This window comes from Domibacillus indicus (assembly GCF_023715895.1).
GTDB classification, from domain to species: domain Bacteria; phylum Bacillota; class Bacilli; order Bacillales; family Domibacillaceae; genus Domibacillus; species Domibacillus indicus_A.
In genome coordinates this window covers 1-13219 of the sequence record NZ_JAMBOO010000040.1, presented here as the reverse complement: position 1 = coordinate 13219, position 13219 = coordinate 1, and the positions used below count along the sequence as shown (strand labels likewise).

General features: G+C 44.9%; 13 protein-coding genes. All 13 read left to right on the top strand.

The genetic code is table 11. The annotated features are described in order from the left end of the window. Positions 1-5 precede the first annotated feature (5 nt). Positions 6-2183 (top strand): hypothetical protein, encoded by a 2178-nt coding sequence (locus tag M3221_RS24475; protein WP_251274673.1) that lies wholly within the window; start codon positions 6-8, stop codon positions 2181-2183. Then, complete coding sequence (locus M3221_RS24470) at positions 2180-2464, top strand: EscU/YscU/HrcU family type III secretion system export apparatus switch protein (protein ID WP_251274672.1); 285 nt, start codon at positions 2180-2182, stop codon at positions 2462-2464. Before M3221_RS24475 ends, M3221_RS24470 begins: the two co-directional genes overlap by 4 nt. Before the next feature lie 43 nt (positions 2465-2507). Further along, the gene (locus M3221_RS24465; protein ID WP_251274671.1) at positions 2508-2945 is read left to right on the top strand and encodes a flagellar export chaperone FliS; all 438 of its coding nucleotides are present in this window, start codon (positions 2508-2510) and stop codon (positions 2943-2945) included. A 3-nt stretch (positions 2946-2948) separates the two neighbouring features. Continuing rightward, entirely contained in the window at positions 2949-3761 is an 813-nt protein-coding gene (locus M3221_RS24460; protein ID WP_251274670.1) for a flagellin N-terminal helical domain-containing protein, read from the top strand. A gap of 19 nt (positions 3762-3780) precedes the next feature. Then, positions 3781-4218, top strand: a complete 438-nt coding sequence (locus M3221_RS24455; protein ID WP_251274669.1) for a YaaR family protein — start codon at positions 3781-3783, stop codon at positions 4216-4218. A gap of 14 nt (positions 4219-4232) precedes the next feature. Next, a complete protein-coding gene (locus M3221_RS24450) occupies positions 4233-4673 on the top strand; it encodes a flagellar protein FlgN (RefSeq protein ID WP_251274668.1) in 441 nt (146 codons plus the stop codon). 11 nt (positions 4674-4684) lie between these two features. Beyond that, complete coding sequence (flgK, locus tag M3221_RS24445) at positions 4685-6247, top strand: flagellar hook-associated protein FlgK (protein ID WP_251274667.1); 1563 nt, start codon at positions 4685-4687, stop codon at positions 6245-6247. 18 nt (positions 6248-6265) lie between these two features. Further along, positions 6266-7168: a flagellar hook-associated protein FlgL gene (gene flgL, locus M3221_RS24440; RefSeq protein WP_251274666.1), complete on the top strand. Its 903-nt coding sequence runs from the start codon at positions 6266-6268 to the stop codon at positions 7166-7168. A 15-nt stretch (positions 7169-7183) separates the two neighbouring features. Continuing rightward, entirely contained in the window at positions 7184-7744 is a 561-nt protein-coding gene (locus M3221_RS24435; protein ID WP_251274665.1) for a DUF6470 family protein, read from the top strand. A gap of 3 nt (positions 7745-7747) precedes the next feature. Continuing rightward, positions 7748-8191, top strand: coding sequence for a flagellar assembly protein FliW (gene fliW, locus M3221_RS24430; protein ID WP_396395439.1), 444 nt, complete (start codon positions 7748-7750; stop codon positions 8189-8191). 3 nt (positions 8192-8194) lie between these two features. After that, positions 8195-8422, top strand: a complete 228-nt coding sequence (csrA, locus tag M3221_RS24425; RefSeq protein ID WP_251274663.1) for a carbon storage regulator CsrA — start codon at positions 8195-8197, stop codon at positions 8420-8422. A gap of 440 nt (positions 8423-8862) precedes the next feature. Next, positions 8863-9687: a flagellin Hag gene (gene hag, locus M3221_RS24420; RefSeq protein WP_251274662.1), complete on the top strand. Its 825-nt coding sequence runs from the start codon at positions 8863-8865 to the stop codon at positions 9685-9687. A gap of 120 nt (positions 9688-9807) precedes the next feature. Continuing rightward, the coding region (locus M3221_RS24415) for a hypothetical protein (protein WP_251274661.1) at positions 9808-13219 on the top strand (3412 nt) is incomplete at its 3' end.

Below are 13219 nucleotides of genomic sequence, written 5' to 3'. Positions count from 1 at the left end.
GACTGATGAAGATTCAGCCACAAATGGCACCCTCACCAAGTCAAACAGCGCCCGCAGCCGTTCAAGGAGAAACGAAAGCAGCGCCAACGTTAACCACAGCCCCCGCCGCATCCGCACCGAGTACGGACAAGCAGCCTGCGGAACTTGCGGTATTTACCCAAAAAGGAGTTACCCTTACAAAAGAAGCCGCACAGGCTGTTCAAACGTTTATGGAAACAGCACCGGGAACGGAAGCAGACAAGCTTGCGACAGTCAAAGCTCTAGCGGACAAGGGAATCATGCCGTCTGAGGCATCGCTCAAAGCGGTTCATGCTGCACTGACGGGTACGCCGTTTGGCAGACAGGCAGCCGAGTGGCTGGCGCAGTCGGGCATCGAATTTCCGGAAAATATCCGCGCGGCAATCGATAAAGCACTGCAGCTTGGGCGGACGCACGAAGCCATCACTGCGATAAAATCTTCGCCGCTTCCTGAGCAGGTTGTGAAGCAAATTGAAGTATTGGTGAAACAAACAAGCTCGCCTGCCCAGCTGGTCCAGGCATTAAAAACCTTGGCGGTTGAGCAGAATATTCCGGCTGCCCAGCTTATTGAGCGGGCAGGCGCTATTCAAGCAGAAACCATTCAAAACACGGCTAAGCAAAAGCTTGGAGAAGCACTGAACGCACTGTTAAAGCAGCAGCCTGCTGATACCCTCCTTCAAGCGCTCGCCCAAAAGCTCGATCAAAATGGCTCTCTGGAGGAAATTGTCCAGGCCCTGCGCACCTCTTTTACCGGAAACCGTACCGCCGTTTTGAAACCCGTCGCAGAAGCCCTGCAGCTGGCCGATCTGGCAAAGGAGCGAGTAGCAGGAACTTTGCAGCCGTCAGGTATTGTCCTTCCGGAAACAGATGAAACGGAGCCGCCCCTGCCGCAAAGAGCAGCGGCTGTGATCCAAAAAGAACCATCTTTTGAGCGGGTCGCTGCTTTTGTAAGAGACGCTCTGCCGGAATTAAGGGAAACCGTTGAGCGGGCAGAGACACTGGCTGCATCAGGAAAAGAGCTCGCCGCACGCGGTGAATTGATGAAAGCTGTTGAACCGCTTATCCCGCCTTCCGCTGCAAGCGAGAGAGCCAGTCTGCCGGAAGATTTATTTGCTCATGTTCCGCCTGCTTCCAAAACGGTCGTGATGACGACAATTACCGAAAAAATGTCACAGTCGGCGATTGATTTTAAACAATTCAAACGGGATATTGTACGCAATCTGCAGACGGCCGAACTGCTCGTTAAAACACCGCAGCAGGCGAAGCCAGTCGTGGAAACCGCCATTAAAACATTAGATAACGCCATTTTAAAGGGCAATTTTATGCTTTTTACCGATATGAAAACAGAAAAAGAGCTGATGCAGGCATCCCAGCAGCTCGCAGATGCACGCAAGCTGCTTGCTAAAGGTGATACGCAGGCGGCCGCTCGGATTGTATCAGAGGTAAAGACGCTGATCGATAAAGTAGCCTTTAAACCATCTGATGCCCGGGTTGTTCACATGGCCACGCAGGAGCTGGCCGATACGCCGCAGCGCCACTTGGCCGGCGCGATGGCCGGTCTTTACGATACGCCGGGCGCCCGCAGCGCTTTTGAACTGGTCCGCGCCGCTGGATTGAACTATGAGCATGAGCAGTCCGCCGCTCTGTTAAAAGGAAAAGCGGAAGTACCGAATGCCGTGAAGCAGGCACTGCTTGCCACGATGGGCAGCCAGTCCGGCGATCAGGCCGCTTCCACTTTAACCGGCCAACAGCTGTTAAGCAAACCGGAAACCGGTCTGCAGTCGATGATGATGTCCCTGCCGTTTTTACTCGGCGGTCAGGCGGATAACGTCAATGTCTTTATCCGCTCAAAAAATGGCGGCCAGCAGGTGGACTGGGAAAACTGCTCGCTTCACTTCTTGTTTGAAACAAAAAAACTGGGACCGGTCGGCATGACCATCACAGCTGCTGACCGCAACCTTTCTTTAAAAATACAAAACGACCAGGAAGGCTTTGAGCAAAAAATGGCGCCGCTTGCCGCCGTGCTCAAAAACCGGCTTTCCGGTATCGGCTACCGGGTTGGAGCGGTTCAGTTCGGTCCGTTTGCTCACGAAGAAAAGAGCGGGACAGCCGTGAAGCAGGGAGCCACCGTTGCTTCCACGAAAGGGTTTGATTTGACGATATGAGTTATTACAATCAAATAAAGCGCCGGAAAGTAAATGGTCCGTCTGCCGCCGTGATCCGTTATGAAGAAGGAAGTGCGCCAACGGTCGTCGCACAGGGAAAAGGCGCGCTCGCTTCAAAAATTTTGGAACTCGCCAGTCAGCATGGCATTCCGATGGAGCAGGACTCGTCACTCCTGTCAGAGCTGATCGATATTGACCTTGGTGATTCCATCCCGCCTCAATTGTATTCAGTTATTGCTGAAATGCTCATTTTAATCGAAGAAATGGAATCTGCGTATTAAAATTCGGCAAATGTTGCCGATACACTCACATGAGGTGACAAATGTGATCACAAAAGAAATGATTTATCAAAAAACACCACAGCAAATTACGGCCCTTTTATATGAAGCAGGACTGACGCAATTTGACCATGCGATCGCTTTTTTAGCAGAAAAACAATATGCAGAAGCCAACAAGGCGATGCAGAAAATTAACGATATTACGGAGCGGCTCGGCGCAGGCTTGAACTATGAAGCCGGCATTATCGCCGACCAGCTCGATCATGTGTATAACTTTATTGCCGACACCGTCGTTCAAGCCAATTTGTACAAAGACGCCGAACGGCTCCAGCAGGCGCGCCAGCTTTTCGAAATGATTGCGGAGGCGTGGAACGAAGCATTAAAAGCAGCACCGGCCAAGCGGGCTGCACGCAAAAAAAATGCGTACGAACAAAACATCTTTGTCGAAGCCAGACCGGCCAATACATTTGAAACGGGGAACTGATCAATGAGAATTAACCATAACATTCAAGCATTGAATGCGTACCGTAACCTGGGAAACACAAACAATGCCACATCGAAAAGCCTTGAAAAGCTGTCATCCGGACTTCGTATTAACCGGGCAGCGGACGATGCAGCAGGCCTTGCCATTTCGGAAAAAATGCGCTCACAGGTACGTGGTTTAGATATGGCCGAGCGCAACTCGCTCGATGCGATTTCACTTATTCAAACTGCTGAGGGAGCACTTGCTTCTACGCATGATATTCTGCAGCGGATGCGCGAGCTTGCAGTACAAGCTTCAAATGATACATTGGAGGATACAGACCGCCAGGCGATTCAGGATGAAGTAACAGCTCTGACAGCTGAAATTAATCGTATTGCTGAAACAACAGAGTTTAACCAGAAAAAATTGTTGAATGGTGAGTTACAAGAGGCGACTTTCCAAATAGGTGCCAATGCTGATCAGACACTGTCACTTTCTATTGGCAATATGGACGCTGACACGATTGGAGCAGGCTCGTTAGATTTTTCTACAAATACTGGAGCGCAGGCAGGCATTAGCGCAATTGATGGAGCCATCGCAAAAGTTTCAGAGCAGCGAAGCAAGCTCGGTGCCGTTCAAAACCGTTTAGAGCATACCATTACAAACTTGCAGACAGCGAATGAAAACTTAACAGCGGCAGAATCACGCATTCGTGATCTGGATATGGCAGAGGAAATGACGCAGTTTACGAGAAACAACATTTTGAACCAGGCAGGACAAGCGATGCTTGCACAGGCGAATCAGCTTCCACAAGGTATCCTGCAGCTTCTTCAATAATCGAACGGAGTGAATGATGATGGAAATCCAGCGCGTAAATAGAGTTTCCGCGTCCCGGGCCGAAAGAAAAGAAGAAACAGCAAAAGCATCTGTGACATTCACGGATGTGATCGCAAACAAACGCCAAAATGCCGTACTTGAAAAAATGAACGGCATGATGAAAGAGATTGAGGCGCAGGGAGAAAAGCTTTCCGAGCACCGGACCATTGATGACCTGCGCAAATACAAAAAAATGGTCAAAGAATTTATGCAGCAAGCGGTAGACAGCGGTCTGCAGCTGGAAGAGCAGCGGGGCTTTAACCGCCGTGGCCGGACGAAGGTTTATAAAATTGTGAAAGAAGTAGACGGCCGTCTGACTCAGCTTGCTAATGACGTCATTAATAAAGAAAAATCACAGCTTGATATTTTAAGCAAGGTTGGCGAAATTCAAGGATTGTTAGTTAATATTTACACATAAAAAGGGGGAGCGTCATGCTCATCGAAACGCTCGAAAAACAGCTGGCGCTTCATAAAAGCCTGCTTGCGCTAGCACAGGCGAAAACAGAAGCGGTCAAGCAAAACAAAATGGACGAATTGAACCGGATTGTCCGGGATGAACAAAAACATGTCAGTGCCATCACGATACTGGAAAAGAAACGAACGGAGCAAACAGGCCAAACGTTAAACGAGCTTTTGCCATCTCTTTCAGCAGAAGAACAGCGAAAAGCGGAAGAACTCCGCGGCCAATTGGTGGATGTACTTGGAGAGCTACAGCACACGAACCGGCTCAATGAAGAGCTCCTGGACCAGTCGCTTCAATTCGTTCACCTGCAGCTTGACCTGCTTGCCCCGGCGGAAGCAGGGAATTACGCAGCGGATGGGGAGTCGAACCAGCCGCCGTCAACAGGACCCATTTTTGACTCGAAAGCATAGGAGAGAAAAACATGAGATCAACCTTTATGGGGCTGGAAACCGCCAAGCGCGGCATGTTTACCCAGCAGAGTGCCCTTTATACAACGGGGCATAACATTTCAAATGCCAATACACCTGGCTACTCGCGCCAGCGTGTAAACTTTCAAACGACAACTCCTTACCCGGCTGTCGGCTTAAATCGTCCAAATATTCCCGGCCAGATGGGAACAGGGGTAGAGGCGGGCTCCGTGCAGCGTATTCGGGACGCTTTTGTTGACGTGCAATACCGCAATGAAAATAACAAGCTTGGCTACTGGAGCGAGCGGGCAGATGCACTTACAAAAGTCGAAGATATCATCAATGAACCATCCGAGCAAGGACTTGCCAAAACCTTTAACGAATTGTGGGATTCCCTGCAGACGCTTGGCGGCTCGCCGACAAATGATGGGGCCCGCAGTGTCGTCATCGAACGGCTGCAGTCTGTAACGGAAACGTTCAACTATATGTATGACTCACTGAAGGCAATGAAAGATGACTACGGCAATCAGCTGGATGTGACCGAAAAAGCAGTCAATTCCATTCTGTCGCAAATTAATGATGTCAATCAGCAAATCAAAGAAACCGAGCCGAACGGCTACCTGCCAAATGATTTGTACGACAAGCGGGATGCACTTGTGGATGAGCTGTCCCAGTATGTAAATATTTCAGTTGAACGTGTTCCGAACGGCGGCAATTCCCTGCCTATCGCGGAAGGAACGTATAAAATCTTTTTAGCAGATGAGAATGGCACAGCAACAACAAATGAACTGGTGAATGGAGAAGGCTACACGCAGCTCGATATTCAAACAGACGGTGACAAAGTTACGCAAATTGTATTTGCCAGCTATACAAAAGACGGAGCGGCTGGCGGAAATGCGTATAGCGGAACGGCCGCTATCTCCGGAACAAAAGACGCGGTTACCTTTTCCAGAGGGGAAATCCGTGCATTAATTGAAGCATATGGCTACAGTGACGGAACCAAAACGGTTGGGATGTACTCGAATATGCTTTCCGATTTAAACACACTCGCTGAAGCTTTTGTATCAGAATTTAATGAAGTAAACAGCGCAGGCAAACGGATAGATGGTACCACACCAGGAGCTATTTTAGAAATCACAGATACAGCAAATGCGGCCGGCAGTATTCAGCTTGTAGCAGGTATAACCGGCAAAGATATCGGCGCTTCCTCAAACGGCGAAGCAGGGGACGGGACCAATGCTTATAACCTGGCAAACATTTTTACGGATAAAAGTTTAATTGTAACAGACAGTACGACTACGCCGGTTACGACTACATCAATCAATGAATTTTTCGAATCGGTCATCGGCCGCCTTGGTGTAGATTCCCAGCAGGCCAGCCGCACCGCAACTAATGTAGAAGTGCTGCGTACATCTGCGGAAACAAACCGCAATTCTATTTCAGCGGTATCCCTGGATGAGGAAATGACCAACTTGATTCAATTCCAGCATGCTTATAATGGCGCAGCCCGCATGATTACAGTAGTAGATGAAATGCTTGATAAAATTATTAACGGCATGGGCACAGGCGGCCGTTAATAGAGGAGTGAAGAGATAATGCGTGTAACACAATCGATGTTGTCCGGTAATTCTTTAAAAAGCCTGCAGACGAGCCTGGCTCGTCTGGATCAATTAAATACACAAGTATCCACACAAAAGAAAATTACCAAACCTTCTGATGATCCCGTAACGGCGATGAAAGGAATTGTATATCGCCGCAGTTTATCGGAGGTTGAGCAATACCAGCGCAATTTCAGCGAAGCCTACAACTGGGTGGAAACGTCGGATTCTGCTTTAGACAAAGCCAAGCTTGCACTGGACCGGATTCGCGAATTAACGGTTGAAGTGTCAAACGATACGTATGATGCACAGCAGCGCCAGGCGGCCAGCGCAGAGATCAAGCAGCTGAAAGATCACTTGGTCGAAATTGCCAATACAAAGTTTAACGACCAATATTTATTTAACGGTACGAAAACAACGACACAGCCGTTTAACGATGATGGAACGGTCAGTGCAGATGGACTGAGCACTGGAAAAGTAGAATTAGAGCTGTCAAAAGGGGTTATGATTCAAGTTAATATCGATGTAAGCAGTGTATTTGGGTCTGCTAACAGTTCGGGAGAGTCTGTGTTTGATACGATTGATCAACTTATTACACAGCTTGATACAGATACAACAACAGGAGAAGACTTAACCGGGTTTTTAAGCACGCTTGATACCCATATTTCTTCTAATACAACGGCCCGTGCTGAAATTGGGGCACGGTATAACCGCATCGAACTGATGGAAGCGCGCATGGCTGAGCAGCAGGTCGTCGCGTCACGAATTATGTCTGAAAATGAAGACGTAGACTTTGAGAAAGTAGTGACAGAGTTAACGACTCAGGAAACGGTTCATAAAGCGGCACTCTCTGTTGCATCACGAATTATTCAGCCGACATTGATGGATTATCTCCGTTAATAGGGGGAGCGAGCGATGCGGATTACAACGCTTGATTATACGATTACGAATGCCAAGCTGGGTATTCAAACAACTCCGGCGAAGCAGTCGATTCAGCAGCCGGGTGCCACGCTCGATATTCGCCAGCCGAAAGCGGAGATGACGATCGAAACAACTCCGGGCCAGCTTTGGATTGATCAGTCACAGGCATTTGCCGAAGCTGGACGGAAAGATGTTTTTCAATTAACACGCGAGGCAGCCGCAAAAGCACGCCAGCAGGCACTAGAAGGCACAGGCCGCCGTGCGATGGAAGGCAGAGAGCTTGCTGATATTCATACAGGAGCAAACGCCATCCAGCAGCAGGCCCAGCGTGCATCCACCCGCAGTTTTGAAACTGGGATTGCCTGGATTCCTTCCTATGGCAGCGTGAAGATTGACTATCAGGTAGGGGACGTTACAATTAATGTACAGACGCACCAGGTTGAAAACAATACCCGGGCCAACAAGCCGATTATTCACTATCAGCCAGGCGAGGTCCGCTTCCAGGTGAACCAATATCCGTCTGTCCACTTTCAGGCGGTCAATAAAACGATTTAAAGGATGATCAACGTGAAGATCGAAACAAAATACCACGGTGAAAAAGAAATTGCAAAGGAAGATATTATTACTTTTTCAAGCGGCATTCCGGGGTTTGAATCGGAAAAGGAATTTGCTCTTTTGACCTTTCCAGATAACGATGTTTTCTATGCCCTTCAATCGATTTCTACACCAAGCTTAAGCTTTGTCGTCACAGATCCATTTTCCTTTTTTATTGACTACAACGTACAAATTGATGACGCAACCATTGAAGCTTTGTCGATTGAGAAGGAAGAAGACGTCACGCTCTTAAACATTTTAACGGTACGTGACCCATTTGAAGAAACAACGGCCAACCTGCAGGCTCCGCTAGTCATTAACAAAAAAATAAACAGCGGACGCCAACTTATTTTAACCGGCACACCGTATGAAACACGCCACAGCTTGTTCCAGGCAAAGGAGGCGTAAGCCATGCTCGTTTTAACAAGAAAGTCCGGTGAATCGCTGATGATCGGTGATGATATTGAAATCACCGTTATCTCCGTTTCCGGCGATCAAGTAAAAATAGGTATTAACGCACCAAAGCATATCGATATCCACCGGAAAGAAATTTACGTACAGATCGGCAATGAAAACAAATCCGCTTCTGCCGGCGTAACCGACTTGTCCGACCTGTTTAAACTCCCTCCATTAAAATAATGGACGGGAGTTTTTATTAAAAACGTCTTTTATCTCAGAAATCATCTCTTTCTACCTAATTAAGTAAGAGAGCAGCAACTCCTATACCATCTCCATCAGTACTTTTCCTTCCCATTCCTTATAATTCATCTTTCCTTTTTGTTTTATTATTGCCGGAGAAATAAACAATAAGATAAAGTTACAAGTTTTTGTTTTTTAAATAAATTCGTTTATACAATTCTATTTATTAGACTAGGCTTAAATAAAAAATAGGGCTTCACAAATTTTCCAAAAAAATAATAAAAACAATTAAAATTCTATTAAACATTTTTGAAAGGCGTCGATAATAGTAGTGTAAGCAAAAAGGAACGGGGCGGCCGACCTGGAACAGATTGCTGAACAAAACAAATGAAAAACTGTTCACACGGATGTGAACAGCCATACTCAAGGAGGAAAATAAAATGATTATCAACCATAACCTTGCAGCACTTAATACACATCGTCAATTATCAAGCGCTTCTAATGCACAAGCTAAAAACATGGAGAAATTATCTTCTGGTCTTCGTATCAACCGTGCTGGAGATGACGCAGCAGGTCTTGCTATCTCTGAAAAAATGCGCGCTCAAGTTCGCGGTTTAGATCAAGCGTCTCGTAACTCTCAAGATGGTATTTCTATGATTCAAACAGCTGAAGGTGCATTGAACGAAACTCACTCAATCCTTCAACGTATGCGTGAACTTGCTGTACAATCAGGTAACGATACAAACACTGCAGACGACAGAGCAGAGATTCAACTCGAGATTGATGATTTGATCGATGAAGTAGATCGTATTGCTACGACTACTCAATTCAATGGTCAAAACCTATTAGATCAAACCGGTGGTGCTACTGGCACATTTACATTCCAAATTGGTGCTAATTCAGCTCAAACTTTGGATGTAACGTTTGCTAAAATGGATGCTACAAGTCTTACGGTAAATGCACTTGACCTTAGTGACAGTGCCGCAACTTCTTCTAGTGCAATTGCTACTGTCGATGCTGCAATTAAATTAGTATCAGACGAACGTGCTCAGCTTGGTGCGAAACAAAACCGTCTTGAGCATACCATCAACAACTTGAATACATCTTCTGAAAACTTGACAGCTGCTGAGTCTCGTATCCGTGACGTAGACATGGCGAAAGAAATGATGAGCCAAACAAAAAACTCTATCCTTTCTCAAGCAGCTCAAGCTATGCTTTCTCAAGCAAATCAAGCACCACAAGGTGTATTACAGCTTCTTCGTTAATCAATAAAAATTTCCGATTTTCGGGATTAATAGACTCCGGTGATTCCGGGGTCTATTTTTCATACCTACTTAGTGGTAAAATAGTATTAAGACGTTAAAACTACGAAGAGGAGTTAAAGAATGAAAAAGGTACTATTTCGAAGAATGATGCATTTGGTGATCGTCTGTCTTGTCATGTTTACGCAATCAGTTGCTTATGCAGTAGAAGTAATTATTGAAGATCCTACTCCAGATATGGAGGCACCGATTTTAAATAGTATCAGTGTAACGAGTAATGCTTTGTCACCCACTACACCAGTGAAAGTGATAGCAGATATATCGGATCAACTTTCAGGTTTTAAGAGCGGCTATATTATATATACAAAGCCGAATGGTCAAAACAAAACAGTTTCGTTTATTTTCAATTCCACAACAAAAATGTATGAAGCAACTATTACTGTACCTGAGGTAGATGTAGCAGGAGAATGGAAAGCAACAACTGTTTACCTTCAAGATAATAAAGAAAATACCGTCTATTTAAGTCATTTGAGTACTCAAGCAAATGGTGAAAAAATAGATTTTTCAAATCTTACTTTAAATGTAGCAGTAGCCGAACCAACAGATAAAGAAGCACCGTTATTACGTACTATTTCTGTTGTCTCTCAACAAGTAAAAGTAAATGAAAAGATTGAGGTAGTAGCAGATGCAACTGATAATGAATCAGGTGTTTCAAGCATTCGGGCCATATACAAAAAACCTAGTGGGAGCTCAGCTTCTATTAGTTTAATCCAAAACACAGCAGGCCAGTTTATTGGTTCATTTACGATTGGTAAATACGAAGAAAGTGGCGAATGGGTTTTATCCTCTATTTATCTTGTAGACAAAGATGGAAATTCAAGAACGGTTACAAGCTATATAGATGCCGAAAACGTCCAGAAAACCTTTAGTCATTGTAAGGTTACGGTAAGTGGAACAACAGTAGATAAAGAAGCACCGGTATTACACGGGATTTCGGTAGCTTCTGAACAAGTAAAAGCAAACGGAAAGATCGAAATAACGGCTGAAGTAACAGATAATGAATCGGGTGTTTCATTCGTAACTGTTTATTACAGAAAGCCTGATGGAACTACTCAGTCAGCCTATCTTTACAAAAACACAACGGGACAATTTATCGGTTCAATTTCAATTGGACAATTTGAAGAAAGAGGTAAATGGCTCCTTACTTCGGTTTATTTAAGAGATGTAGTTGGAAACAGTAAGACTGTTACCAACTATTTAGGAGTAGATAATACTGTACAGGATTTTACTAATTGTACAGTAGATATTATCGACACTACTCCAGACCGGGAAGGTCCAGAAATTTACCACCGTGATATCAGTGTTCAGCAAATTTCTGCCAGTCAAGCAGCAGTAAAGCTTGTAGTTGAAGCAAGAGATAGTTTATCAGGTATTGCTAACAGTCCTCTTTCAGGAGTTTACCGTAAACCAAGTGGGAAGCTTTTAAACTTGAGTTTTCAAAAACAAAACAATCAATATATTGCTGTCATACCAATTGATAAATACGATGAGTTAGGAACATGGACTCTACAGAGCTTGTCTATACGTGATGCAGTTGGCAATTATAATTCTCCATTAAACAGAACCACCGATAGCACTATTACGACCTTTGATATAAATGTATGGGGGAAAATCACAGTAGATTCTGGAACCCCTGAAAGCATTAGAGTCGAGGCGCCAACAGTATTAAGCAGCGGACAAACATACCAGTTGCACCCATTCTTAAGATATAGTAATCCTGGTGTAGAAGATGAAGACATTACGAGTGATTCTAAGACAACGTATTCAACTTCTGATCCGACATTATTAACTATCAATTCAACTGGACAAATGATTGTCCCAAGCGGAGCAGGTTCGGGAATTGTTTATGTAGGAATTGGATATGGAGACATAGAAGAACAAGTAGAGATAAAAATAAATAATGGAACGATTGATCCTGTTTTGCAGGTTAATCCATTATTCACTACTTTACATGCAGGGCAGTCCGAACAAATGAAAGTAGTAGAAATTAGTGACAGAGTAAGAACAGATATTACTAACTCTTCTAGTGGTATTGTCTATACAAGCAGCAACCCTTCTTTAGTAACGGTTACAAAGGATGGCTTCATTCAAGCTGTTACAGGAGAAGTTCAAGGGTTGGCAGTTATAAAAGCAACATATAATAATTTAGAAAGCCAAACAACAGTTAAAGTAACAAAACCCGCTGTAGAGTCTTTAGTTATCTCACCTACTGAAGAAAGTCTCTCATTAACAAGTAATAAACTGCAATTAATCTTAAATGCTTTTATGACAGATGGTACAGCACAAAATGTTACTCAGGGTGTAACAGGGACAAAATATACGTCCTCTAATCAACTAATTGCTCAAGTTGGTCCGGATGGAATGGTCACGATACCTTCGAATGCTAAAAGTGGTGATGTAACGATTAGTGCTACTAATGGCGGTCGCACAGCAAAAGCCATATTGCATGTGACAGGAGTACCGGAAGTGGTAGAAATAAACTCAGGAACAACTGAGTTACAACTTACACAAGGGTCAGAGCATCAGTTAAAAGTAATAGGGAAACTTTCAGACGGCACAGATAAAGATATCACAGGTGAAAATACAGGTACTGTTTATACAAGCGTAAATACAACAATTGCAGAAGTTGATGCAAATGGTTCAATAAAAATTCCTTCAAACGCACCTTTAGGTTATTCTTCCCAGGTTAAAATCGAGAATAACGGATTGTATAGTTATGTTAGTGTGAAAGTTATTGATCCGAGTGAAGCAGACAAACCTAAAGAAATATATTTAAATACGGAAAGTATTGAACTGGCGAGAGGGGAAGAGTATCAGCTTTCAGTTACGGCTGATACTGCAAATGGAACAAGAGATGTGACAGCTAGCAGTGAAGGAACAGTATACAGTTCTACATTTGCCGCTGCAGCAAATGTAGATTCTGAAGGCTTAATAACTGTTCCTGCAAATGCGCCAGTTGGATATTCAACTAATATACGCGTGGTTAATAATGGAATTTCTAAGTACGTGACAGTAAAAATAATAGATAAACTGTCAGGAGATGATCCGACAAGTCTGAGTGTGCCGTCTGACCTGGTAGAGCTGAAGCGGAGTGAAACATACCAGCTGGCGGTAAGTGCAGAAACAGCGAATGGGACACGCGACGTAACAGCGAGCAGCACAGGGACAAAGTACAGCAGTACGAATACATCGATTGCGCAGGTAAGCGCGGAAGGGCTGGTTACGGTTTCAGCAAGCGCAGCGATCGGCTACACAGCGGACATCCGCATTACAAACAACGGAATTACGAAGGTTGTAAAAGTAAAAGTGATTGACGTATCAGCAGGAGACAAGCCGACAAGCCTGAGCGTGCCGTCTGACCTGGTAGAGCTGAAGCGGAGTGAAACATACCAGCTGGCAGTGAGTGCAGAAACAGCGAATGGGACACGCGATGTAACAGCAAGCAGCACAGGGACAAAGTACAGCAGCACAAATA